The organism is Microbulbifer mixtoriginis (SeqCode), assembly GCF_052467705.1.
The window spans coordinates 2,306,431-2,330,868 of record NZ_CP174322.1 but is presented as its reverse complement, the minus strand read 5'-3'; the positions used below and the strand labels follow the sequence as shown (position 1 = coordinate 2,330,868).

22 protein-coding genes are annotated in these 24,438 nt (G+C 42.7%); 5 read left to right on the top strand and 17 right to left on the bottom strand.

From position 1 onward, the window contains the following. Window positions 1-321 precede the first annotated feature (321 nt). From ACJJIB_RS10375 to ACJJIB_RS10365, 3 genes are read right to left on the bottom strand one after another with little or no spacing between them, the layout of a single operon-like run. Window positions 322-774 (bottom strand): hypothetical protein, encoded by a 453-nt coding sequence (locus ACJJIB_RS10375; RefSeq protein WP_444888823.1) that lies wholly within the window; start codon window positions 772-774, stop codon window positions 322-324. Further along, the gene (locus ACJJIB_RS10370; protein WP_444888822.1) at window positions 761-1,435 is read right to left on the bottom strand and encodes a response regulator; all 675 of its coding nucleotides are present in this window, start codon (window positions 1,433-1,435) and stop codon (window positions 761-763) included. The genes ACJJIB_RS10375 and ACJJIB_RS10370 overlap by 14 nt, the downstream gene beginning before the upstream one ends. Continuing rightward, on the bottom strand, window positions 1,435-2,706 hold the full coding sequence (locus tag ACJJIB_RS10365; protein ID WP_444888821.1) for a sensor histidine kinase: 1,272 nt from the start codon (window positions 2,704-2,706) through the stop codon (window positions 1,435-1,437). Before ACJJIB_RS10365 ends, ACJJIB_RS10370 begins: the two co-directional genes overlap by 1 nt. A 190-nt stretch (window positions 2,707-2,896) precedes the next feature. Between ACJJIB_RS10365 and ACJJIB_RS10360 the strand changes: the two genes are divergently transcribed. Next, complete coding sequence (locus ACJJIB_RS10360) at window positions 2,897-3,724, top strand: DUF2306 domain-containing protein (RefSeq protein ID WP_444888820.1); 828 nt, start codon at window positions 2,897-2,899, stop codon at window positions 3,722-3,724. 364 nt (window positions 3,725-4,088) lie between these two features. Here the strand turns inward: ACJJIB_RS10360 and ACJJIB_RS10355 are convergent, their stop codons facing one another. Further along, window positions 4,089-4,595, bottom strand: a complete 507-nt coding sequence (locus ACJJIB_RS10355) for a GNAT family N-acetyltransferase (protein ID WP_444888819.1) — start codon at window positions 4,593-4,595, stop codon at window positions 4,089-4,091. Window positions 4,596-5,676: 1,081 nt separating this feature from the next. Between ACJJIB_RS10355 and ACJJIB_RS10350 the strand changes: the two genes are divergently transcribed. After that, a complete protein-coding gene (locus ACJJIB_RS10350; RefSeq protein WP_444888818.1) occupies window positions 5,677-6,171 on the top strand; it encodes a DoxX family protein in 495 nt (164 codons plus the stop codon). A 128-nt stretch (window positions 6,172-6,299) separates the two neighbouring features. On the opposite strand, the gene ACJJIB_RS10345 is transcribed toward ACJJIB_RS10350, so the two are convergent. Both ACJJIB_RS10345 and ACJJIB_RS10340 read right to left on the bottom strand, forming a co-directional pair. Continuing rightward, on the bottom strand, window positions 6,300-6,482 hold the full coding sequence (locus ACJJIB_RS10345; protein WP_444888817.1) for a hypothetical protein: 183 nt from the start codon (window positions 6,480-6,482) through the stop codon (window positions 6,300-6,302). Window positions 6,483-6,627: 145 nt separating this feature from the next. Continuing rightward, a complete protein-coding gene (locus ACJJIB_RS10340; protein ID WP_444888816.1) occupies window positions 6,628-7,038 on the bottom strand; it encodes a VOC family protein in 411 nt (136 codons plus the stop codon). Between the two features lie 865 nt (window positions 7,039-7,903). Here ACJJIB_RS10340 and ACJJIB_RS10335 point away from each other — a divergent pair. Then, window positions 7,904-8,956 (top strand): DMT family transporter, encoded by a 1,053-nt coding sequence (locus ACJJIB_RS10335; protein WP_252085628.1) that lies wholly within the window; start codon window positions 7,904-7,906, stop codon window positions 8,954-8,956. Window positions 8,957-9,107: 151 nt separating this feature from the next. Here the strand turns inward: ACJJIB_RS10335 and ACJJIB_RS10330 are convergent, their stop codons facing one another. The 11 genes from ACJJIB_RS10330 to ACJJIB_RS10280 form a co-directional block, all read right to left on the bottom strand. Continuing rightward, the gene (locus tag ACJJIB_RS10330) at window positions 9,108-9,551 is read right to left on the bottom strand and encodes a hypothetical protein (protein ID WP_444888815.1); all 444 of its coding nucleotides are present in this window, start codon (window positions 9,549-9,551) and stop codon (window positions 9,108-9,110) included. Window positions 9,552-10,937: 1,386 nt separating this feature from the next. Beyond that, window positions 10,938-12,296: a serine hydrolase domain-containing protein gene (locus tag ACJJIB_RS10325; protein WP_444888814.1), complete on the bottom strand. Its 1,359-nt coding sequence runs from the start codon at window positions 12,294-12,296 to the stop codon at window positions 10,938-10,940. Between the two features lie 717 nt (window positions 12,297-13,013). Further along, on the bottom strand, window positions 13,014-13,679 hold the full coding sequence (locus tag ACJJIB_RS10320; RefSeq protein WP_444888813.1) for an acyltransferase family protein: 666 nt from the start codon (window positions 13,677-13,679) through the stop codon (window positions 13,014-13,016). Between the two features lie 40 nt (window positions 13,680-13,719). After that, window positions 13,720-14,172, bottom strand: coding sequence for an acyltransferase family protein (locus tag ACJJIB_RS10315; RefSeq protein ID WP_444888812.1), 453 nt, complete (start codon window positions 14,170-14,172; stop codon window positions 13,720-13,722). 255 nt (window positions 14,173-14,427) lie between these two features. Next, window positions 14,428-14,673 carry a VOC family protein gene (locus ACJJIB_RS10310; protein WP_444888811.1) on the bottom strand — a complete coding sequence of 82 codons (246 nt, stop codon included), beginning with the start codon at window positions 14,671-14,673 and terminating at the stop codon, window positions 14,428-14,430. A 216-nt stretch (window positions 14,674-14,889) separates the two neighbouring features. Next, window positions 14,890-15,216, bottom strand: a complete 327-nt coding sequence (locus tag ACJJIB_RS10305) for a hypothetical protein (RefSeq protein WP_444888810.1) — start codon at window positions 15,214-15,216, stop codon at window positions 14,890-14,892. Between the two features lie 488 nt (window positions 15,217-15,704). Beyond that, window positions 15,705-16,199, bottom strand: coding sequence for an HD domain-containing protein (locus ACJJIB_RS10300; RefSeq protein WP_444885204.1), 495 nt, complete (start codon window positions 16,197-16,199; stop codon window positions 15,705-15,707). A 488-nt stretch (window positions 16,200-16,687) separates the two neighbouring features. Further along, window positions 16,688-17,635: a ketopantoate reductase family protein gene (locus tag ACJJIB_RS10295; protein WP_444888809.1), complete on the bottom strand. Its 948-nt coding sequence runs from the start codon at window positions 17,633-17,635 to the stop codon at window positions 16,688-16,690. 514 nt (window positions 17,636-18,149) lie between these two features. Beyond that, complete coding sequence (locus ACJJIB_RS10290) at window positions 18,150-18,734, bottom strand: hypothetical protein (protein ID WP_444888808.1); 585 nt, start codon at window positions 18,732-18,734, stop codon at window positions 18,150-18,152. A 16-nt stretch (window positions 18,735-18,750) separates the two neighbouring features. Next, the gene (locus tag ACJJIB_RS10285; protein WP_444888807.1) at window positions 18,751-19,887 is read right to left on the bottom strand and encodes a dipeptidase; all 1,137 of its coding nucleotides are present in this window, start codon (window positions 19,885-19,887) and stop codon (window positions 18,751-18,753) included. 18 nt (window positions 19,888-19,905) lie between these two features. Continuing rightward, window positions 19,906-21,573 carry an amidohydrolase family protein gene (locus ACJJIB_RS10280; protein WP_444888806.1) on the bottom strand — a complete coding sequence of 556 codons (1,668 nt, stop codon included), beginning with the start codon at window positions 21,571-21,573 and terminating at the stop codon, window positions 19,906-19,908. 184 nt (window positions 21,574-21,757) lie between these two features. Here ACJJIB_RS10280 and ACJJIB_RS10275 point away from each other — a divergent pair, with 184 nt between their 5' ends. Further along, window positions 21,758-22,663 (top strand): LysR family transcriptional regulator, encoded by a 906-nt coding sequence (locus ACJJIB_RS10275; protein WP_444888805.1) that lies wholly within the window; start codon window positions 21,758-21,760, stop codon window positions 22,661-22,663. Further along, complete coding sequence (locus ACJJIB_RS10270) at window positions 22,635-23,921, top strand: NRAMP family divalent metal transporter (protein WP_444888804.1); 1,287 nt, start codon at window positions 22,635-22,637, stop codon at window positions 23,919-23,921. The genes ACJJIB_RS10275 and ACJJIB_RS10270 overlap by 29 nt, the downstream gene beginning before the upstream one ends. The last annotated feature ends 517 nt before the right edge of the window (window positions 23,922-24,438 follow it).

Here is a 24,438-nt window from a genome sequence, read left to right as displayed (position 1 = left end):
CAAGCAGGTAGATTTTGTTTCAGCAAAGCTTATGCGGGAAGCTATCGATCGAGCTTCGGAGAAAAAGCAATGCACTTACCGGGAAGATTCTTTCCGAGTCACTTCGTGATAATACTAGCGGACAGGTGTTTTACTTTGAAAGTTTTGGTGGCGATCAAAATCATTTAGACGGGTGAAGTTGTTTTCCAAAAACGACCCGGTCAGGGCTTCAAAAGTACAAAGAGAAATCGATTTGTCTGACTTCAGAAAGAAGCTAGCAAGTTAATAACAAGCTTGGGGTTTAAGGTGCCGGGTAGCTAGTGCAATCCCCGAGCGTATACATTACTGCATGCCCTTCTCAACCGGCGCTTCTGCTACCGCAGGCCAGACCAGTCCCGCCCTTGTTACTACGAGCAGCAGTACAAAAGACATCTCCAATGCGAGGAAAACGCCAATAGGGTGATTGGGTACGCCGCGTAACAACAGGTAGAGCAAATAGCTCATAGCAAGCAGATTGCCCGCAAGTGTAACGTTAAGGCCGTAACCACGTTCTTGCCAGAGTGGTTTGCAGAGCAGGAAGTTCAACACCGCGGTGCCGGCAAGCATCATGCCGGGCAACATCAACAGCAAGCGACGGGATAAACCCATTCCGTCGCTGGTTACCAGTGGCCAAACGGCAGTAAAGTGGCCTTGAGCTCCGAGGGTGAGGAACAGCCCCAGAATTACTGCGCCGATGGCAGCAAGCCGATACAGTGCATTGCGTTGCAAAGCGCGTGTTGACCTAGAAACCGACATCGCGCTCCCCTACGGTGGCCAAGCCACATTCGTAAGCGAACACGACCGCCTGTGCACGATCGCGTAACCCCAGCTTGGAGAGCAAGCTGGAAACGTGGGTTTTCACAGTGGCGGGGCCAATAAACAGAGCCTCGGCAATCTCGGCATTGCTCTTGCCAGCGGCGATGGCCTCCAGTACCTCACGCTCGCGAGTAGTGAGGCGCTCCAGGCGTTCTGACAGGTTGCGCCCTGCCCCCAATTTCTGTGCGAACTGGCTGATCAGGCGCTGAGTGATGCCCGGTGCAAGCATGGCACCGCCCTCTGCTACGGTTCGTACTGCCTGCACCAGTGCCTCCGGGGGAATATCCTTGAGCACAAAGCCACTGGCCCCTGCCCTCAACGCACGAAACACGTATTCATCGGGATCGAACGTGGTCAAAATAATGACACGGCAAGTTGCATCACTAGCTTCCAGGATGCGTGCCGTGGCTTCCAGCCCGTCCATCTCCGGCATGCGGATATCCATCAGGATGATATCCGGCTGATGCGCTCGTGCGGCTTCAACTGCCTCAATGCCGGTACCCGCCTCGGCGACCACCTCAATATCGGGCTCATTGTTCAGGATCAGCGCAAAACCACACCGTACCAAAGCCTGGTCGTCCACCACCATCACTCGCAACATTATGTTTTCACCATTCCTGTGGGTAGTTGTGCATATACCTCAAAACCACCACCATCGACCGCGCCCGCATACAGATGGCCGCCGTGCAATTCCGCGCGCTCGCGCATGCCTGCAATGCCGTGCCCACCGCCAGGCTGCTCGTCAATAGTTGTTTCCACCATGGGCCGGTCGCCAGTGGTGTTGCCATCATCGGCTACACGAATCATTAGAGTCTCATGGTCTACGCGCAGGCTCACTTGAACCCGCGCAGCGGCTCCAACGTGCTTGATGACATTAGTGAGAGATTCCTGAACGATACGATAGGCGGTGAGAGCGACGCTGGTAGGTATATTCTCCAACATGCCGTGGGTTTCGTAGTCGACCTCGCTTAACACCTGCCGGACCTTTTCAATCAGAGCTGGTAAATCATTGAGACCCGGTTGCGGCGTGAGCGCGGTGTCGCTATTGGCCGGGCGCAGTACGCCAAGTAAATGGCGCATTTCTGTCATGGCCTGACGGCCAGCAGCCTCCACCGAAGCCATGGCCTCACTGGCGGCTTGCGGGTTATTGCGGCTGATGGCCCTGGCTGCACCGGCTTGCACGGTCATAAGGCTCACCTGATGTGCCACCACATCATGCATCTCGCGGGCGATTCGGGAGCGCTCGGCCGCTACCGCACGCTCGGATTCGGCATTGCGTTCGCGCTCCAAATACTTGGCCCTCTCTTCCAACAAGCGCAGATATTCGCCGCGAAAACGCAGCCGGCGACCGATATACCACAACGCCCATACCAGCATCACCGTTACCGTGCCTGCCGCAGTTGGCTGAACCGGAATCCCCTGATCAAACGCCACAAAAACCAGCGTTGCGATGACTCCGATAAAGCTGGCTCGGGTATTGGCCTCGTAGCGGCCAAGGCTATACAGCGAAACCGCCATGGCAACGATGCCATCCGCCGGTAAACCCAGTTCCAGCAATATTGTTGCGCCGAGAATAACGGCCTGTACCTGCCAGGGGTGTGTGCGACGCCACAACAGAGCGAAGGAGCCAATGAACGCACACTGGAAAGCAATAACATCCCCCAGATTTTGCATGGCCAGCACTTCCCGCGCCTCGTCGCGCGACCACATCAGTAGCGTCAGCAAAAACATGAGCAAGGCGATGAGCAGATCAGTCAGGTGCGGCCAGCGTTCGAATGGCCCGCGAAAGGGCTGCCACACCGGAAGCTTGGGTAGTTCCGAGCTGGTGTTGAGCGGATTCGGCGCAGGTGTATTTAGGGACGACGATTTCATTTCCGCATGCTAAACCAGGCACAACCAGCTGTCATGGGGCTTTCGGGGGAGGCGGGAGCAGTCGCATCTCCACCTTTTGGGGGAGGTCAGATTCCTGCCTGTGGCCGATGTGCGTGTGCCTGAAAAAACCGAACATGCTCGGCAGGCACATTCAGCCCAAGCACGCACCATAAACGCCTGGAGAGACCCCATGAACGACGCTGTACTCAGCCAAACACTGCCGCGATCATTCGACACCCGGCGGGCCGTTTACCTGTCGGTAAAAACCTGGTTCTGCATCGCGGCCATCGGCCATGCGATCTTCTTTGCCTATATCCTGGCCGTCTTCTACCCACCCATTGCTGAATCGGGAGTGCACGGCTTGAAAGGACTGCACCTTCCGGCAGGCTTCCGCGAGGGAGATACATGGGGCAACCTGGCTTCGGTGAGCCACGTGCTATTGGCCGCAATTGTAATCGGCGGTGGGCCCCTGCAGCTGATCCCTTCGGTGCGACGGCATGCCCCCAACTTCCATCGCTGGTTGGGACGCAGCTATCTGCTGACTGCCGTCATCGCCAGTATTGCGGGGCTCTACATGACCTGGACGCGGCACACTATTGGTAATCTGGTATCACAGATTAGTATCACCATGGACGGCATACTAATTTTGGTGTTTGCCTTTCTGGCGGTGCGTACCGCGATGGCCAGACGCTTTGCTGAGCACCGTCGCTGGGCCTTACGCCTATTTATGGCTGCCAGTGCGGTGTGGTTCTTTCGTGTAGCCTTGATGGGCTGGGCAATGCTCACCGGCGGCTGGGGGGTCGACTGGGAATCTTTTACCGGGCCATTCCTGTATGCACTGGGCTTCGGCCAATACCTGCTCCCGCTGGCCATGCTGGAATGGTATTTTCACTGTCAAAAGCGTGGAACCGCACAAGGTACTCAGATTGCTTTTGTCAGTACCCTGATACCTCTGACTGTGTTTATGGCCATTGGTATTTTTGCCGCTACGATGGGCATGTGGTTGCCACGGATCTAAGGTTAGTCGAGCTGATAATCGTGGACTTCATTACGCGGATTTGGCTGTAGAGGTTCACGACTCGTAAATTCGACTTTGTAGAAAAGCTCGAATGGCAAACCTAGACACCCGCCAAATAAGAATATAAATCGCCAAGACTATCAACCGAAGAAGAGATCAATGTACGTATCGGAAACGAGCGAAAAGCAGGCAATGGGAAGCGTTGAAAGTAGATTCTCCAAGGAAGGAGGCCCCAAAAGAGCCTTAATAATCTCTATAGAGACAACCCCGAGCAAATAACGGTGTATAAACCGTGCTTGACTCAGGCCACGCGTCGGCCCAGAGCCGCAAAACGGTAGAAAGTCAGTCGCTATGTAGCCGATTCTTAACCTTGTACCGAGAATGCCTCGTGGTACGCAACCTCTCCCTGTGGAAAACTGCTACCAAATGACAGTGCCAGGAAGTACTCAGCTGGAACCCCTGACAAAACCAATCCATCGATCACCTTGAAGCCAAAGCGCCCATAGTAATTAGGGTCCCCAAGTACTACACAACCCTCTGCCCCCTTTTCTTTAAGGTCTGCAAGAGCTTTCTCCATAAGTTTCGAGCCAACTCCCCTTCCTTGATACTCTGGCAATACTGAGATCGGCCCAAGTCCAAACCAGTTGGTCGAGTTATCAGAAATGTTTACTGGTGAAATGGCAACGTGACCTACAATTTCTCCATCTGACTCAGCCACCAGAGATAAAGATAATGCACCTGCCTTGCGAAGACCCTCCACAATAAACTGCTCAGTGTGATCAGTATGTGGAGCATCCCGAAATGCTAGGGCTGTAACTCGGTGGATTGTCTCAGCATCTCCACCACTTTCATTTCGAATTTTAATATTCAATTTATGATCTCTTAAAGAGGTTAACAGTTAATTCGAAAATAGCTGTTCTATATTATGCATCTTTATATTTACAATAATTTATCATACCTACTATACAAAGAACACAACCCAGGCCCCAACCTTACCTTCCGGCTTTAAGCCACTTTCCAAGCGAAATCATCAAGGAATGCCCACCGCAGTTTGAGCACCGGTAGAAAAGAAAGAGATTGGTCAAAAATACCGAAACGGTAAAGAATAACAACTGGGGATAATATTTCGGTTACAGAAGAGGAGGCAAAAGGGGCAAATCTTTAAAGAAGAAAGAGTATGCTTTTTTGCTCTTGTTTTTGTCCGAGCTTCTTATAAATTCTTGAATTAAGCCAGGTGGCATTTTTCATTTGTACATTTCTCCCCATTAAAATCTCTTCCCTTGATATAGCTACTCACTGCTTCCTGTTCCTGACCGATTTTTTATTCACCACGATTTCAAAAGGGCTATAGGATATTCTGATCCATCTCCACACTTGACCATGAGTGAGTCCCGGCAAAAATTAGAAATAGCACCAAAGCTCCCATTGGATAAGGAGCTCTGTGGGCTACCTAACCACAAACACGTCATATGGCGCGGAAAAGGTCAATCATCGATTTAATTTGCCCTGACATTTGAATAGGCTAAGATGGTGAAAGCATTGCGGATTGTATTGCATTTGTCGTGTTTTTTAATATCTCTCTAGCTTTCGCCTCCGAAATTGAGTGCGCAGTCAAGATAGGTCGCTGGCATTTAGGATATGCGCAATCATGCCGATTCGGTGTATAACGAGTAAGGCAATTTGCGTCTGCACCAGCTATTTTAGCCATGCTTAATACCCAAATAAAAATAATTTATTAACGACACAACATTAATGACTGAGCTGGTTACTTACTTGCAGAAAGCTCTCAGTAAAAAAGATGTTAAAATATACACACCTATAGGTAAGAGTGAAAAAGGTGAGAATGGAAATACTCCAACATTTGGCACAGACTGCAGGGAAGACTTTAAAAGCATACGAAGCATTTAAAATTAAAACTGACAGTTAGTATACAGCCATATAAGAAGGCGCTTATGTTTACACAAGATTCTCCACTGACGAAGAAAATACTTGTTGGTGCTCATAATTGGGAATGGATACCTATCTTGGTAGCACGTGTGTCATTGGGGTTATTCTTCTCAGTATCTGGGTATAACAAGCTATTTGTACCTGAGAGACATGCAGACCTAATAAATTTAATGAAAGAAATAGGAGTGCCCTTTCATGAACTTATGGCTATATTTTTAGCTTCTGTAGAATTTTTTGGTGGCTTACTATTAATAGCAGGGCTTTTTTCTTCAATTGTTGCGATTATACTAATTGTCGTAATGATTGTGGCTATCACCACTGTTGAAATTGAGCATGTCATCCCCAAAGGCATAGGGCCATTGGATTGGCTAAGCTGGTTTATTTACCTACCCCAAGTTTTATATATTATTTTATTTGTATGGTTAATAACTACAGGCCCTGGTCGATTTAGCTTAGATTACCTAATCGCTGATAAGCTAGGCATTAATGACCACAATTAAAGAAGTTGGACTGCTGTCATAGTTAGTACAGTTATTTCTTCAATCTTAATCCGAATCTGGCAACCCTATTGAAAACATATACCCCTAGACACCGACAAAACAGAAGTACAATTCATCTAGACTAACAGCTAAAAAGAATACTTAGAAAAATTAAAAATCAACCAGCCAATTTTACATCCTTTAATATGAAATTCGAGCACCCTGAATAAATGGAAGAGACCCCCAAGCTTTAAAAGCCTATTGCCCACCTTCCCCATTAAAAGCCCATCACCTACTCCGCCGCCAGGCACCAGGCACCAGGCATCGCTCACAATGCTTCCCGATCGGGAAACACCCCGAATTGATTTTCAGTAAAGATAAATAGGTTGAACTTGATTAGACTGCAAGATGCATCAAGCCTGGATTGTCGAACTAACTTGCTAAGTAATACACAACTATAGCTACTATCTGTCTTTTTTATTTATCATTACCAGCTACAGTGCCTGAATAATTATTGTAGTACTTAAACTCAAGCAAATTGCCCGCCGGATCTTTAACTACAAATTTACCAGCTTCATTTTCAGAGTCCTCGCCTCTCACTAGTGGTTCCAGTACAAATGGAATCGAACTGTCTTTGAGTAAAGCTAATACTTCACTCCACTGTTTTTTCTCAAGTAATGGGCCAAAGTGATCTATAGGCTTGGCTACCATTCCATCCTTTTCTTGATGTATAGTAATCTGATGCTCATAGAATATTACATCAATCCATTCTCCTGTATCTCGGCCTACAGTACAGCCAAGTAGATTTACGTAGAACTCCCTTGCCTTTTCTAAGTCTGGAACAACGAACGATAGATGAAACGGCTTGATATCTAGCACTCCTTTCACAAAGATACAGTCGAAGTAACCATTGGCTACCCACCAGCAAAGTATAAACTACCAAGGCTATTGACTGAAGAAGAAAGTTAAACGAAGCATGAAGAACCAGCTAACCAAGTTGGTTCGAGATAAAAGAGTAAAATATATTCATTACTCTGGAAGAATTCCCTAATCACTGGGAACCTAACACCCACCTTTCACAACTCGATACTCTCTACCTTTATGTTCACCATGATGAGACTACAGGCACCATTTATTACCAAGCTTCCCCAGCTTAGAATACTTACCTTGATCTTGAGTGTTAGCAGAAAACGAGCCGTTTAACCATTAGCGCTAAACCGTCCAAAAATAAGAATTATTTACAGTGTCTCAGTCACAGTGCAGGAAGTGAAAAACGATCAAGTAGTTATGGACTTCCAAGCCCTAGACCTCACCCTATCCACCTAGAAGAGATCTACCATCTTAGGCAATCGAACACCCAGCTTCATCCATTAGCGTCACTAAGTCATAAAAACTTTCAGCTCGTAAAAAATATCCATCTCTTGACTGTTTGACGATGCAGCATAAGAGATGAAATTACGCCTATAAAATCCATCCGCCCAATCAGATTTCACAATCATGTTTTCCGAACTAAATTCGAATATTTTACTGAGCGCAGGTGGAAAGTGTGTAACATTGCCTCAAACATTGACCAGAAAAATCACTCTGACGTGGATATATAGATTAATTTTAACTGCTTTTAGGCAGCCGATTATGAGATTTAGTCTAAACTAATCCAGATTAGAATGACCCACCTTCACTATCAGATAAGTCGTAGTTGGCAAAGGGCTAGGTAAATCCGCTTAAGCTTGCCATAGCACTCAGGGGATTGAAAATGGAAAATCAGCACACCGTAAAAAGTACCCGATTTTGGCTATGGATTTCGATTCTTATCTTTGCCGCTTCCAACTCTGTTGTTGCGAAAATTGGGGAGCTCGGTGCCCATCATCTCATTAATGGAAACAATCCCATCTCTTTTTGCAACCTCTTGTTCGCAGGAAATCTCTTGGCGGGTATCACCCTTTTGATAATCTATAGGAAAGATTGGCGCCTCAGCATCTTAAAACAGTACCCTTTCAAAGACTGGTTTTACATGTTTGTGCTCATCTTGATGTCTGGTGTTCTTGCCCCAGCTTTCTTTTTTATTGCTCTAATGATCACAGAGGTGACTAATGTCGTTTTAATCGCAACTTTAGATGCTCCCTTAGGACTCTTATTTGCTTTTTTAATGTTCCGGGAGAAGCCAACAGGGTTCTCAATAGTGGGCGCCCTTGTGGTAACGGTTGGTGTTATTGCAATTTTTGTGCTACATCAACCTCCGATGGAAGATCCAATGAGCATGAAAATGCTGAATCTTGGAAATCCAGCAATGAACCAATTCCTAGAAACCCTCCCCAAAGCTGGAGAAATTTTAACCGCTGTAGCAACACTCTTAGGCGTCATTGCCGTTCAGGTCAGTCGGAAACTGCTTGATCGCGTCCCTATTGGCGTCTTTTCAGTTTTCCGCATGCTTGCAGGTGTGATCCTCTTCTCCGTCATTGTCCTCTCTGTATTTGGAGCCAACCACTTTAACGACCTCCTTTCCCCATTCCTCTGGGTGTGGATGCTTGTATATGGGGCGGTCATTATTGTTTTTGGGCAGATCACCTGGTTTAAAGGGCTCCAAGGAGGGGCCAGCTCTGCCGACATCTCTATCGCTACCGCCATCACCCCCGTAGCAGGCACTTTCTTCGCCTTCGTTATCCTTCAAGAGATTCCAAACTTTGCTCAAATTATTGGAGGAATTATTATCATGGCCGGAATAGGAATCTCACTACTCGGTCAATATCGTGAACAAAAAGCCGTCGAAATGAAGTATGAAAAGCCATGCTCATTTAAGGGTGTATAAATCAGTATTTTACTGATCACATTTTATATTTAATTTAGAGTTACAGGTTTAAGTTAAATCTCTCATTAAAAAGCTACATCATTAGCTTACGTCTTCAAAATCAGGATTCAGAAGCATAGGGAATTTAATTTACGGATGTGCTTATTAAAGGTTATTCAAGTATTTGACTTTCAATTCTTTTTAAATCTGCATGAAAAGCCGCCTCCATCTCTTCAAAAAAATCGTCAGAGGCTTCTTTATCTTTATTTTTAATTTTTTCCATCATTTTTTCCCGCCAAGCTTCAACACTTGCTTGAGATCTATATACCCTTTCAAAATATGGCTTAAGAGCATTTATTTTAACTCCAGCAACCAGCATATCTCTTTCAGACCTGGCGTTATGAAACTCCAGGACAGCTTTTCTTATACCTTTATATGCTTTTTTACGCTCTTCTAGCTCTTTCATAAGGAGCTCTTGCCTTACCAATAATTTTGCCTTTTTAATATCATTATCATATGAAGCATTTAAAAGTAAATATTGGGATATACCCGTTAAGAAAGCCCCAGCGAAAGCGGAGAGTAAAATAACTTTCCACTCTACTTTAACTTTCGACATAGATTTAACCTTAAAATATAATGTTTTAATGAAAAATACTCAGAACAATGAAAAGCCCAACGTAAAACGTAAAGCCCTTCAACTGGCGCATATTTAAACCTAAAATCTAAATCCATTATAACATATAAAAAAGAACCATTTGAAACCAAGGTCTTTTAGTCACCCCAAATTTGCCAGATTAAACTGTAGTTAAAGGCTTCCTTATTAAAATTTACATGCACCCAAAATGCGTATTTAACTGTATTACTTGTCTAAGCAGGGATATATGGCGATCTTGTAAAAATTATTCTACTCAGGCCAGGCTTCATAATTAGATTAAGTACCGAACCGTCGACCCAATGCTTTGATCACATGCTTAAATCTGAAGCCAGCTGAGCCAGAGATACTTTAATCATTCTCTAGCGGAATACTTGCATATAGATTATTGAGTTAAGATAAGAATTAAACTAATTGTTAGAGAGAGAATCCACGTCCCCTAAATTCCTTCTCATCTACCACAAAGATGATTTATATGGAGATCAAAAATTGATCGATTGTAGGGCTTGTAGAGAGTGAACCTAGCTTCAATCATCGTAATAAAATCAAGACAATTTTTGAGCTATTACTCGATGGCTAATAAAATTACCCTTGTCAAACTTGCCAAAATCCATGATCAACAGCGCCATTGATATAAATAGCGAATATCCCTTTACCAGGTATCTCTAATGGTGGAACCGCAATCTTTGCCCCTTGAGCTTTAATAAAGCTTATGGCTTTTTCTATGTCCTCAACAAGCCAATATGGGCGAACTACGAGCTCTTCTGACTCTCGTAAAGGTCGAAGCACATCGACGATACTGCCATCTTTTAAGCTACATGTTCGAGCTCCACCGAGAAGTTCATCAGCATCATCAAATCAGACATTATGAGCAGCTTCGTATGCTGCACATACTTTATCTACATTTAGAGTAACAATTTCTAAATGGTGTATTTTCATAATTCTCAATTAGTAGATTGAATTACAAATTCTTCAGATATGGTTACTGAATATGATGATATTACTCTTTGATTTTTTACAGGGTGATTCCGACATTTCTTTTAATTTATCCAAGCCATTTCAGTTGATTGCCCAAGCGACTTCTGTCGAGCCTTCTACTTTAATTCTACTGTGCGAAACAAAACTACAAGAATCTTCATGAGTTTCTGGGATTACCCCCCTATTATTAGAATAGGCATTAAGAATATACCTATCGTAGCAGTGGGAGCATTATCCATAAGAAGCTTTCCCATATTTGATTACACATGAATACGATAAAGAAAGATTAAGTCAACTTTCATATTATCCTTATACCTGATGACGGCAATTTACCCCCTCTCTATCCTTCTTTTAAGAGGGGGTAAAATATTTCTACAACTTGACTGCCTGCTGGGGCTTTACGGCGAGATCATTATAGAAACTCATGACCTGCTTACCATTTTTATCCTGCTCAATAACCATATAGGTCAAAGTATTCTCGAAATAGAAACTATTCTCAGACATTGGAATAATTTCGTATTTTGGACCACCACTTCGTTGAGAATAAAAAATTCCATCTTCCAAAGATAATGTCCTAACGGAATTTTCATCAATCTTATAGCTACCCAGAAGCCCTTTAACTTTACTTTCATCTAATTCGACTGATTTAAACTTCGGCACAGGTATATCAAGAACTTCAGCTGCTAATAACTTACTAATTAAACTTGGGTTACGGCTACTTAGATTACTTAAGGCGGCAATGTACAAATCTTCAGATGGAATATAAAATGCATCAGTAGTAAAACCTGGTATACCACCACTGTGTGCTACCATGTCATATTCATTAAGTTTTCCGATGCCCAACCCATAGCCATAATTTGACATAGAATCATCATTCAACTTGAACGGTTCAATCATTTTCTGATAACTTTCTTTGGAAAGTACCTCGCCATCTCGTAAAGCTTTGAACCATATATCCAGATCTGTCACAGTAGATAAAAGTGCTCCAGCAGCATGGGGCCACATCATATCGATATACGTAGCATTAACTACGCCATCAGGTGATGTATCATAACCATTAGCCCTATTTGGGATAACTTTGGAACCACCATAGTAGCTAGATTTCATACCGACTTTCTTAAAAATATTTTCATCGATAAAATCAGCATATGATTGCCCACTAGCAACCTCAATAATTTTTCCCAAAAGAACATAACCCGTATTCGAATAACGCATCTGCTCGCCTGGCTTAAATTTCATCGGGTGCTTGGCAAATCGAATTAGCATATCGTCAATGGTTGTCGGCAACCGTATTTCTTTAGCAAAAATCTCCTCATCTTCAGTGTAATTAGCAATACCAGAAGTGTGAGTTAAAAGATGCTCAATGGTTACATCACTCCCTTCAGTTGGAAAATCAGGTGCATATTTATGAATATTATCCGTTAGTGAAAGCTTACCTTGTTCCTGCAACATCATTATTGCTGCTGCAGTAAACTGTTTAGTGATAGAACCCAAGCGAAATACACTATTAGCTGTCAAAGGTATATTGTGCTCTAGATTTGCGAGGCCATGAGCTCCCTGGAAAATCACCTTTCCTTTTTTACTGACAATAACGGCGACACCAGGCTCATCTATTTTAACGTTTTCCACCAAAATTTCTTTGTAACGCCTCTGCCTATCCTCTATCACATCAGCAAAAGACACATTTAAATTCAACATCAGTAGAAATATGCCAAGTATTAATCTTTTCATTTTACCCCTATCCTTTTGTAACGAATTTGCACAAAGAAGCTTCTCAAAAATAGAATATAACATTGATTTTATTTTTTATTAAAAAATTATTCCAATTTTCACTTTAAGTAACTGCTATCTTTACAGTTTACTTAATCAAAACTATCAATTTAAGAAGAGCAATTTTCCGAATCAATATATGATAGGGTGAGACGTTGAGTAGTCCGGGTTTACTCTGAAGTAAAATTGATACTATAGTCTTACTTGCCATCTTCTAGGTTAGATTTTTGTACCAGATATATTGAGCTGTTCTGCTGTAGTGAGGATTACCATTCATGGCCAGGCAAACTCCGTAGTCCAATTAAACTTGCAAGAGTTTCTTTGCTACTCTTTTCCATTTAAGTACATCTACCGTCTAAAAGACCACCACACTCCTCCAGTACCCCCCCTCATCGCAGAGTCCACTTACAGCTTTGTCATTAGTGGGAAGTTAAGATTTTAATACTAACCCTCAGAACCAGTGACATCCAAAAAATTAAAACATACGTCTCACCTACAATACTAGGTGCTAAAAATTGCTGATTAGAGACAGGTGTCCTCAACCAAAGTAGCCCTATGAATTATTATGTTACCGCTCTTCTAATAAAGTTAGAAAAGCTCATCACGGTACTCCATTTACTTTTTATAACAACCTTGCCTTATCAGTTAGAAACTACAATTCTCATACTTACACTACTATTACCTGACAGTCCCGTGAATTGTTTTATTGCAAACAATATCATCACTTACGTTACTTCTTCTAGGCTTAAGCCCAAAGAGTCTACGAGTTACATTGAATGGATATACAACTAACAAGCATATAGCTGTAGTTATCAAAAAAGAACCAACAGCTAGTACCATAGCTTTATACGTCAAAGACATTGACAAGCAAATTACAAAGTAACCAAGCACAACGATGACCGTTTGGTGAAAAATGTAAAATGGATATATCAATTCATTACTAAATTTTAGCCATTTAGGGGCGCTTGCTAGGTGGCGTTGAGCATAACCTAACAGGGTCAATAACGCTGACCAGGCGACTAAACAACCTACAAACCACCAAATTGACCAACGAGCTTGCAACGACAAATACTCACTTAAGTCCGGAGAATAGCAATAAGCATAAAAAATTAATGAGCTGACCAGTAACCACACAAAGTTTACCTTCCGATACTTCTTTAATGATGCCCAAATCTTCCGAGATTGTATGAAAAACATACCGACAAAAAAGAAATAAAGATAAAACAAAGTGGAAGACAAATTGCCTATGCCATGACCATTATCAGGAAAATATAATTTCAGCCCCACTCTGATTACAATCAATACCAAAACTAATCCAAATAGACCACTTGATGTCTCCGACAACCACTCAACAAATCCTTTAAATGAACTTGACCATGTGACCTTAGAAAAAAATAAAACGGTACTGCAGCAATGAAAAGAAGACCAAGTATTCAATAAACCATAGATGGTTTGAATCAAACTTAAGTGTAAGCTGAGGGAAGGCCTGCAAAAATGAACCATATTGATCAATATCCTCAATATAATTCTGAGGCGGCACAACAAGTAACACCCCTACAAGCAAAGGAATAAACAATCTAAAAAATTTATCTCGTAAAAACTGAGATGGATAGACTTTACGGAGCAACAATACACTTCCTACACCAGCAATAAAAAATAGTGTTGGCAGCCTGAATTGCTCAAAATATACCATAACATCATCAAGCAGCTTGCTAGACTCCGCATTCATGATATGCCATTCATCCCCATTAAATGGCATTAATACATGGTGTAGGAATACCGCCAAAATCAATATGACTCTCAACCAATCCAGCTCGGAAACCCTGAAGTTATTCATACAGCTCTTTCCATGACATTCTAAATTTCAATAGCATAGAACTTGCCTACATTCCCTTTTGATGACAATACAAAACAATTTTAGTAGACTTAAGCTTTAACAAAAGCTGCCATCAGGCCACTGTGCATTACTCTTCTTTTTAAGACACTTCCTATCAAACTCTATCAATTGATAGTTATAACTCTATAAACTATTACACCAAAAGCAGACAATCTAAAGTTAAAAATCACCCACCTCATTGAAATAACATAAATCCTATTCAAAAAAACATATTTTGTTCCCATCTAAATCTCTTACATATGCGGCAAATTTCAAGCCCCGCTGAGCTGGTTTACCCGCACAGGTGCCACCCAATTCAACCGCTTTACCATATAGTCTTATCACCTCTTTCTTTGATTCATTATTAAATCCAATCATTGTTCCATTTCCATTCGTAGCTTCTTCCACATCAAAGGGCTCTGCCACCGAAAATGTAAACTCTTTGTATCGCCAAAAAGTCATCCTTTCATTAGAGAATAGTTACTCAAATCCCATATCTTCAAAAAGTGAATTGTAAAACCTTATTGATGCCTCCAGATCATTGCTACCGAGAACCACATAGTTCATCTTCATATCATGACTCCATAAATGTGGCCAACATTATTAAGCACTCAACATAAGAATACATAGATTCTTCACCACAGAGAGGCTGGTTACGAAATATCTACCCACCATGACTTAACCGTCCTTCTCATAATATACCCACAGACAGAAAAAGCCGACCACTGTGCCGACAGGGAAATTGAGTAAGCAGAATATTGAATAAGGGATAGCTATTTTGTATGCCCCTCTATCCTCTTGGATCAACTTTATACCTGCTGCCAGACCAATAGAATTGATAGACATCAATAACACTAAAAGAACTATGAATGCCCACGATAACAACTCAGGAAATTCACTAAAAAAGAAAAAATAGAAAACAACAAAACCAAAAATATATATTATAAGTGATAGAAAAGCATATATTGATAACGCCCAACCAGCCAACTTTCCTTTGCTGCACATTACAATCTTCCCTTGGTGCCCAGCACCTTATTCATAATCTTTCTTTAATACGAATATCATTTCACCCTCACACTTGATGCAAGTTATATTTCAACTCACTATCGAGTCTAAAGAATACGGTGCCAATTATAAATGAGTTCAAAGCCCAACCAAAAATAAACCCAAAAACTTCTATGTTTTAAGTAAGGTTCACAGTAATTCGGCTATCATGGCTTAAGACTACTCAAAATAATCCAGTCGACAATACCCCCTTGATCTGTTAGCTTCGGTTTCCACATCCTACAAAAGCAGATCAAGGAGTAGATAATCACTGGCTTCTGCCAACACGTGCATCATTTTTCCCGGTAACCATATCAGGATTTAAGGAAAGAGATAAATCAATTGGCTGTTAATTTATAATCTTGGAGTTTCTTAATAAAGTGACGTCAATTTTGAATGCTTCTTATTAGAAAAAACGTACCATTTTACTCAGAGGAATCTCGAATAATCTATCCACTAGTGACACTCCGCTGTAACCGCTTAAGGCCTTCACTAGCAATACTCTCAAAGCATAAATCTAATTCGGAGAAGATATCCCAACGTTCCACATCTAAGATATGTGATATTCGGTCTATTATTTGGAGCTCAAGCTCCTCTACGCGCTTACCTTTCCACAACTTGTCTGAGAGCGCTATCGCTAGCTCTTCTATCGTACATTCCATATCACTCCAACGGGCATGAGAAAGACAGCATCGAGCGATTGCTGGTGTAAAACCTTTTGATAGTAATATCCTTTCACCTTCAGGTTCATGCTGTGATCCTGGGCCATACATTTCATTGGTATGTATAATTTTTCCAATATCATGTATCACTACACCAACACGGACAAAATCCGGATCGAAATTCACTTTCATTTCGATAAACTTTTTAATCAGGAGATCGGCCGCTTCACCAACTAATGTAACGTGATTAATGAGATGCTGGGGCGCATCCAGATTGTCCAATAGCTGAAATGCTTCTTCTCTATTTCTCAGAACCTAGTCCTCTAGTTGTTACGAGCGTGCCTTTACTCAGTGGGGATGCCTCCCCTTCATTTACCTGCTGCCTGCTATCTATGGTCCGTGCTGAAGCCACCTTCTAGGTGAGGAACACAGTCTCTGGCCCCTCCAGCTAATATTATTACTATAACAATCGTTTTCGATAATGACATCACACTGATCCGGTAGCTCCAGGGGATTCCGGATACGCGAGACCATTGAGGCATGGTTGTAATGGGGAGGGCAAGATAGGTCACTACATGACCACATTGGCGGTATCTGGTTAAACGGGAGTTATCGACTACTCCAAACCATTAACCCAAGAACTCCATGATTGTGTTTTTATGGAGCAACCCCGAATCCGACTCAGCAACGGCTTATTTGTGTACACTGATCAAGGAAATGGGAGCAAACGTTTGAATCAGGCGCTATATACGGGGTGTTTGCTCAACTTGTTATACCCCATTGCGCATAGGCTCGCCATTGGCCCAGGGCTTCAATGCCCCGTAGACAAAACTGTTAACCGGTGTTGCTACCTTCAGCTGCTTCCCTCTTTGCACAACTGCACCATTTAGAGACTCAAGCTCTAGGCGCCTTCCAGATGCTATGTCGAAGTACATCGAACCAAGAGTCTTATTGAGTACTCCAGGAGGCAACTCCTTCTCCATATGCCTAATTGTACGCTCAACCGTATCCTCCGAAAGCTCTATTCCACTTCGCCGCGCTAAGGAATAAACCTCACACATAATGTCAACAAATAACTCGCGAGAGGCATGGCAGGCTAGGAGCGTACCCACAGGCAATCGTGTGAGTGCTGTCATTCCATTCACCGCACAGATGAACAGGAACTTCTCCCAAATAGCCCGAGTGATATCATCACTGACCTCAGCGACAACCCCAGCTTGTAGAAATGTATCTTTAAGCACTTGGGTGCGCTTTGAGCCAGTTGCATTTGGATCACCAAAGACAAGTGGGCCGGGATATCTTTGCCGCACAACTCCAGGCTCTTCGATCGCCACATTAGTCCATGAGATACCGCCCAGAATAGCTTTTCGCCCAAAGGCTTCGTTCAGGGAATCCAAGGAGTCGACACCATTCTGCAGGGTAAGCACCTTTGTGTCTTCACCTACAGCACGGGCGATAAGCTTTATAGCTGCTTCGGTATCGTAGGTCTTAACGCAGAATAGGATTAGATCCACTCCCCCCACCGAAGTCGTAGTCTCCGCAGCATCAACCTGGATAGTAAAGGGCTCTTCTTCAAGTGGCAGCACCGTTAAACCACGCTCTTTAAGTGCCTTCAGCTGCCTCCCTCGAGCAATAAAGAGCACTTTGTGTTCTGCCCTCGCCAGGTGGCCGCCAAAGTAGCTTCCGAGGGCTCCGGCGCCCATAACAATAATATTCATCTCGTTCTTTTCCCCGCGCTTCAAATGGTCTTTAAACCATATCGACTTGCTATGAATAGCAATCAAAAGGGCTTTGAAAGCAACGCCTAACTATTACTTTAGCTTTTGCATTAAGACCTGGAGAAAAAAATCTACTCGACTATTGCTGTTAGAACAATCGAACCATGTTATAAGCCCAACCAGATGCGTTTCTCGTAAAGGTATATATAGCCATCCCTCAGCCTTTGAATGCTGACAGTAGTGTAGATTCTTTAAAGGTAAGAGATACTTTATATAAGAAGGAATTTACTGATAGTCGGATACTAATAAATCGCCGGCTAGGTTACTACCCCAGACAGCCAAGTCATTGTTTATGACGAACGGAGCTGGCCCAAAGCAGAGAAACACTTAGGGCCTATTCACCTAAAAGACCAAAAAAATTTCTAAAAATCAGATGAGTATAAGCTGTGCGCTTTCTATGATTTCCTCTAAAATAAAATACTTTATAAGGATTGATAACATTTGATTTTTGTCACTAACAGCTTTTGGGCTTTATCGACTGAAGTTCTCTCCATACAGGATGAGAGGAATTCTGTGGAGAAACAATAAAGTACCACCGAAGCTCACTCGTTTTTTTACAGTTAACTTGATCCCCTTTAAAGTAGAGGGTCTGTTCTTTTTTAGTTACAAATGGCTCAATCCACTTTATCTGGCCAGTATACTTGCCATCAACCCACTCCATTGTAATAGCAGGGTCATACTCTTTGCCTTCAGTGACAGCTTTGTACAACCCCCTATAGTAGGCGGCTATAAAATTCTGGATTTCGAACTTTCCAAAAACTTGTTTCTTCTCTGGCTTGTGGGTCCAAGAAAAAGCATAACTAAAAAAATCTTCTTTTTCTTGTTTATACATGCCAGGCAGAAACACAAGCTCTTCAATACCATTCAAGGTGATATCTGAGGCAAATTCGATCGGAAAAGGAATTACTTCAGTCTTTGAATCTTTTGGAAATTCTGAGTAAGTGCTAAGCTCTTCAGCAAAAAGCAAAGGGGAAAAGAGAAGCGTAACACAAACAACCAGTCGAGATAGAACATCATCAAACTTTATATATTTAACCATTGAATCTCACCTTCCTTTAATTCCATACGGTAGCAAAAACACGCAACCAATTTTTACCAATTATTTTTTCTACCACTCGATCAGGAATTCCTTTTTGGCTTAACTTATAGGCAATAAGTTCCATCCGTCTCTCGGAGTTTAATTCCGGAATAAAGGGTGGACGATTTGGTGTTTCGCCGGGCGCCGAAATTCCAGCCGCAATACGACGCTCAACTTCCTTACGAATACTTTCTCGATACTCAGGACCATCATTGACCGGCACTACGCCTTGGTCACTACCTATGGCAACATGATCTTCACCGCATACTTTATAGGCATGCAGTATATGTTCTATTACCACATCGGCCTTTATTTCATGCTCGCCACCTTCCAAAAATGGCATTAAGTAGACTCCAACCAAGCCACCGGTGTCTGCAGCAGCTTTTAATTCTGTATCGTCATTATTTCTAGGGTGGTCGTAAATTGCGTTGCAGCCAGTATGAGAGATCACAACCGGTCTTTTTGATTGACGGATAGCACTGGAAACTGTCTTCTTTCCTGAATGCGAGAGGTCGATCAGAACTTTCTCCGCCTCCATTATTTCTATGGCTTTCTTGCCAAGGGAAGTTATCCCTGAATCCTCCTTAACGAGACCACCGCTGCCAAGGATAGAAGGACCATTATAGGATACCTGCATTATCTTAACGCCCATTTTGGCGAATTCTGAAATACCTGAAAGTGACTCATCAAACATTTCAGTTGATTGGAATCCCATTATGATACCGAGCTTACTCTCCTGCTTCGCTTTCAGGATATCTGATGCGGATTGAATTAAGCGCAAGTAGTTTGAATTCTGCTCGATGATGGACTTGGCTTTTTCAACCTTCTTTAAAGTCTCCGAATAGTCATCACCTGGATAGGGAACTGTCATATTCAAGGCACTAATACCCGAGCTCTTGAATATTCCCAGGGCTTCTTCAGAGATTGGCTCCCTGAGCGAGAATGCTACGCTGAGACCATCAATTACAATCGATGAACCATATGAATTCCACGTTGATTTTCCTGCATTACCCCCAGAAAAAGCATTTAATATACCCGAGTTAATAGCCAAATATGAACCAACGCCACCTGATACTAGAGATTTAATTAGTGCTCTTCTATTTATATCGCTCATAAGATCCCCACTCCAGAATTAATCAGTGCTTCGTGAAGCAATACATTCCACTTCAGCTTTGGCATCAAGTGCCAGGCCGCTCGCTGCAAAAGCACTCCTCGCTGGTTTTTTCCCACTGAAGTACTGGATGTAGACGTTGTTCGCCGCTGGCCAATCATCAATATCAGCGAGCATCAAAGTACACTTTACTACATCGTCAAAGCCCAGGTTTTTGCTCTCAAGAACTTGGCCAATATTCTTCATTGTTTGATGCATCTGAGCTTCCAGACTTTCACCTGCCAAGGTTAAAGTTGAAGGATGATTACCGATTTGCCCGGATAACCAAATGGTTCCATTCATTTCACGTGAAGAAGAGAAAGGCAACTGTGGATCGTCACCAATAAAAATAAAACGACCGTTCTTTACTACATGAGCTATCGCCTGGCTATTTTCAATATTTGTTTCGGGACTTTCTGAAAGCACAACCATGTTTGCTTTCTTTCCCTCTTCAATACTACCGACAGAACCTTCTATCCCTATCACTTTCGCAGCATTTAAAGTTGCAGCTTGAATTGCCTCGAGAGGTGTCATGCCGATTTCATCTACGAGCAGCTTTAGCTCATGATGAATCATCGGTGTAGTGTCATTTTCAAGGTCACTAAATGCATCCGTGCCAGCAGCAATGGTAATGCCGCTTTGATAGGCAAATTGTGTCATTTGTGTACTGAGCTGATCAAGCTGCCTGTATTTTTCGTTTAAGTTATTTCTTCTTTCAAATACTGTAAGCGTCGCATCTAATATTGTCCCTTTCTCTTTCATAGCATCAAAAAGATCTAAATAGCTATCTTTTTGTAGCATTTTTTCCCAAGTTGAATCATCGAATTCAGCAGTTTTCCTGCGCCACGCCTTGAAGTTATCAACTAACTGAGCTGACATATCAGAGGCATGTGAAATAGTCTCAACACCAGCATTGACAATATCCAAAGGTTTGGAGGGGCCAATATAAGCATGCGACCAGACTTTTAAACCATGTCTTTTGGCTGCATTTGCAAGCAATGGCACTGTCTCGGCCTCAACATCTGCATATATCTTGATGCCTGTTGCACCAGCGCCTATGGCCTGGAGCATTACTGAGTCCATATCTGAATTATGATCTACCGCTCTCATCCATGTTGTGTGGCCTGGTGTACGCCCTTTAGCTGAGGCAATGGTTCTCGGATCCGAGAAGAAGGATTCCCCACCAATAATGACTGAAAAGTAGATGTCTGGCGAAGCGATGGCGTCGACCTCTGCTTGACGTCTTAAGTAGGCCAAGGCTCGCGCATCACCGCCCATATCTCTCACAGAAGTGACACCACCACGAAGCAGGTATCGAAGTCGCTCAGTAGTGATTGACAATTTATCCCAGCTATCCGGATCTGTTGCATGGTGGACATGCGCATCTATCAGGCCGGGGATCACAAACTTCCCTTTTAAATCGACAACACTAGCCCCCCTCACTTTGGAGAGCTTATTCGTTGAAGAAATTCTCTTGATCTTATCGCCTTCAATAAGAATCGACTGTCTTTCATCAATTTTGAGTGATTTAACGTCCACTATATTGGCGTTAATGAGCAAGACTTGCTCTAGCTTACTTTCCTCTGCGAATACAACGCCGTTGGTAGCAATGTATAGAGCCACTAGAATAAAAATTTGTTTTATTTTCATGTACTTATCTAAAAGAAGACTGTGGGGAGTTTTAACCTAAAATCAAAATTTTGCGTCATTTGGGATGCACTTTAAATATCATTTAAGTTTATAGTGTATAAACTATTGGTTTATTATACTTATCGGTATACTCCAGTTTACGCCCACCGTAAGAAGAGAAGAAGACTAGCCATCAGGGGAGTCAATGAACAAGTTACACGCCCTTGAGGCATACTGTTTGGTATGCGAAAAACAAAACTTTGCAGCTGCTGCTCGCGAACTCGGCATTTCCGCAGCAATGGTTGGTAAGTACATCAAGCAGTTAGAAGAGGAACTGGGCTGCCTGTTGGTGATGCGCAATACACGCAAAGTATCAATAACCGAAGCGGGCGATGATTACTATAAACAAATTTCACCAATACTAAAAAAACTCCACTCCGTCGACCAGGCGATGTCAGAATATAATCAAGAGCCCAGAGGCAGGCTATCGATATCGACCAGCATAGAGCTAGGCAGTCAATATTTTTCAGGATTGATTGCCAATTACCGCAGGCTATACCCTCAGGTATTCCTGGATTTTCACCTCAGCAATGACCCACTCGATTTACTCGACAATAAAATCGATCTCGTTTTTAGAATCGCACCAGAACTACCCGACTCTAGCTATATCGTCCAATCTATCGCGAAAACTAAGCTAGCACTCTGGGCAAGTGATTATTACATTGAGAAGAATGGGCTCCCTGAAAACATGGAATCATTAAAGAAGCATCAGTTACTTTTCTTTAACCACAGCATACGAGGGGATCACTGGCTATTTCAAGACAAAGAAGAGATAAAAAAAATCAAACTCCCCTGGGCCTGGCAATCTAACAATGGGAGGCTATTGAATGAGGCAGCTGCTGAAGGACAAGGAGTAATCCAAGCGCCTTTTTACTCTGTCAAATCTTATGTCGACTCTGGCCAACTCACTGAGATTTTACCTAAATTCACAATAAAGCCACTGACTATTTTTGCGCTCTACCCTCATCGCTGCGAGCTTTCCTTGAAGGTTAAAACCTTTATCGATGTGGCTAAGAGCTATTTTGAGCAACATCATTCCGAGCAGTTCTGATTTAATGGATGTATTTAAACGCACTTTCTCAAACCTAGGCCCTGGAATTATTTGGGCCGCAAGCAGTATTGGCGTGTCTCATATCGTGCAGTCAACTCGCGCAGGAGCAGATTACGCTTTCGCTTTGATTGGTTTTATTTTCCTAGCTCATTTAGTCAAATACCCTTTTTTCAAAATCGGTCCAGAGTATGCAGCTGTCACCGGCGAGAGTTTATTGGAAGGCTATAAAAAACACAGTCGAGTGGGTTTTTATAGTTATATGGCTCTCACATTTCTAACAATGTTCTTTGTTCAAGCTGCAGTTACGATTGTCACAGCTGCTTTAGCGCTCAATTTATTTGGCGATATCCTAAATGTTTCAGAGTGGTCTGCCATCATTCTGGTCATTACCTGTGCAATATTGATTGCTGGCCAATTTAAATGGCTGAATGAAAGCTTAAAGTGGATGGTCCTCATACTGGCTATTGCCAGCTTGATCACACTCATTGCTGCAATAAGTCAATATGGACTTCTTCCCTCTAAATCCCATTTAACAGCCGATATAGCACCAGCTGTGAGCATCGCATTTGTTGTCGCCTTAGTCGGCTGGATGCCAACTTCGATTGAAGTTTCTGTTTGGCACTCTATTTGGTCGGAACGAAGGATAAAGGAAAAACCAGATAGAGGGTTTGCCAGGAAATCTCTCATATTTGACTTTAAGGTTGGCTATTTCACCAGTTTGTTATTAGCGATTGTATTTGTATGGTTAGGTGCACTAGTAATGTTTGGGAAAGATATTGAATTATCCCAATCTGCAGGCATATTTGCTGGTCAGCTAATCAATATTTATACCGAATCCCTTGGTGACTGGAGCCATTTAACAATCAGTATTATCTGTTTTGTCGCGCTTTTCTCAACCACCTTTGCAGTCTCCGATGGCTTTCCTCAAGTTTGGCGAAGTGCCTTGAGATCATCGAATAGTATCAAGATTCCAGAAAATAGAGTCTACGTATCCACCCTTATTACACTAAGCCTTATAAGCTGGTTTATTATCTCCCTATTTGCTGATCAGTTAAAAAACCTTATCGACTTTGTAACTACTTTATCTTTCGTTTGTGCTCCAATCTTTGCCTTACTCAACATTCTTGTTATGAACGGGAAATGGGTACCAAGAGAGTATCACTTAAAAGGGTGGTACTTAATTTACACTTATGCCTGCCTGTGCCTAATGATAGGTTTTAGCTTTTACTTTATTTATTGGCGCTTCTTGAGTAACTAACGATTTCTTTGCAACATCAACAGACTTGAAAAGCCTATAAATGTAAAGCTCAGGGATGAGCGCAATATATAAGGTCATCTAAGCCTTAGAGATCAATCCCTCTTCATCTTCAGCTTTCCTAGTACTTTGTTGACACAAGGTGCAGTCCGGGGAAATCAGCTTACTTCATGAATACTGCCCCTCATATTCAGGGGGGTACTTCTGAACTCTCCCGCACAGGATATATAAGTCGTTTCAGCTACAGACTCAATTTTTTACCCTGAGTTAAGCCATCTAAGCAGTTGGCATTAGATCTATCAAGGTGGTTACTTGGATTGCTTTTCTTACCTCTGTAAAACTGAGCTTCTCACATAATGAGTGGCTCATCATTAGCTAGCTCCTTTCAACATGAACAACTCTGAAAGGAAGGCCCATTGATCACCTCTTAATCACTGGGTACTCATAGGTAGGCTTGTACTCAACTGATGAAGCTCCAAATCATCACTTCTTCCACGCCAAAACTCTCCTAAGCGACTTC

What these genes read in the sequence shown, in the direction of transcription:
- ACJJIB_RS10370 (WP_444888822.1), bottom strand. Translation starts at nt 1,435, where the DNA reads ATGTTGCGAGTGATGGTGGTGGACGACCAGGCTTTGGTACGGTGTGGT.
- ACJJIB_RS10335 (WP_252085628.1), top strand. Translation starts at nt 7,904, where the DNA reads ATGGAAAATCAGCACACCGTAAAAAGTACCCGATTTTGGCTATGGATT.
- ACJJIB_RS10360 (WP_444888820.1), top strand. Translation starts at nt 2,897, where the DNA reads ATGAACGACGCTGTACTCAGCCAAACACTGCCGCGATCATTCGACACC.
- ACJJIB_RS10290 (WP_444888808.1), bottom strand. Translation starts at nt 18,734, where the DNA reads ATGGTTAAATATATAAAGTTTGATGATGTTCTATCTCGACTGGTTGTT.
- ACJJIB_RS10315 (WP_444888812.1), bottom strand. Translation starts at nt 14,172, where the DNA reads ATGAATAACTTCAGGGTTTCCGAGCTGGATTGGTTGAGAGTCATATTG.
- ACJJIB_RS10310 (WP_444888811.1), bottom strand. Translation starts at nt 14,673, where the DNA reads ATGACTTTTTGGCGATACAAAGAGTTTACATTTTCGGTGGCAGAGCCC.
- ACJJIB_RS10375 (WP_444888823.1), bottom strand. Translation starts at nt 774, where the DNA reads ATGTCGGTTTCTAGGTCAACACGCGCTTTGCAACGCAATGCACTGTAT.
- ACJJIB_RS10365 (WP_444888821.1), bottom strand. Translation starts at nt 2,706, where the DNA reads ATGAAATCGTCGTCCCTAAATACACCTGCGCCGAATCCGCTCAACACC.
- ACJJIB_RS10275 (WP_444888805.1), top strand. Translation starts at nt 21,758, where the DNA reads ATGAACAAGTTACACGCCCTTGAGGCATACTGTTTGGTATGCGAAAAA.
- ACJJIB_RS10295 (WP_444888809.1), bottom strand. Translation starts at nt 17,635, where the DNA reads ATGAATATTATTGTTATGGGCGCCGGAGCCCTCGGAAGCTACTTTGGC.
- ACJJIB_RS10325 (WP_444888814.1), bottom strand. Translation starts at nt 12,296, where the DNA reads ATGAAAAGATTAATACTTGGCATATTTCTACTGATGTTGAATTTAAAT.
- ACJJIB_RS10285 (WP_444888807.1), bottom strand. Translation starts at nt 19,887, where the DNA reads ATGAGCGATATAAATAGAAGAGCACTAATTAAATCTCTAGTATCAGGT.
- ACJJIB_RS10280 (WP_444888806.1), bottom strand. Translation starts at nt 21,573, where the DNA reads ATGAAAATAAAACAAATTTTTATTCTAGTGGCTCTATACATTGCTACC.
- ACJJIB_RS10330 (WP_444888815.1), bottom strand. Translation starts at nt 9,551, where the DNA reads ATGTCGAAAGTTAAAGTAGAGTGGAAAGTTATTTTACTCTCCGCTTTC.
- ACJJIB_RS10350 (WP_444888818.1), top strand. Translation starts at nt 5,677, where the DNA reads ATGTTTACACAAGATTCTCCACTGACGAAGAAAATACTTGTTGGTGCT.
- ACJJIB_RS10305 (WP_444888810.1), bottom strand. Translation starts at nt 15,216, where the DNA reads ATGTGCAGCAAAGGAAAGTTGGCTGGTTGGGCGTTATCAATATATGCT.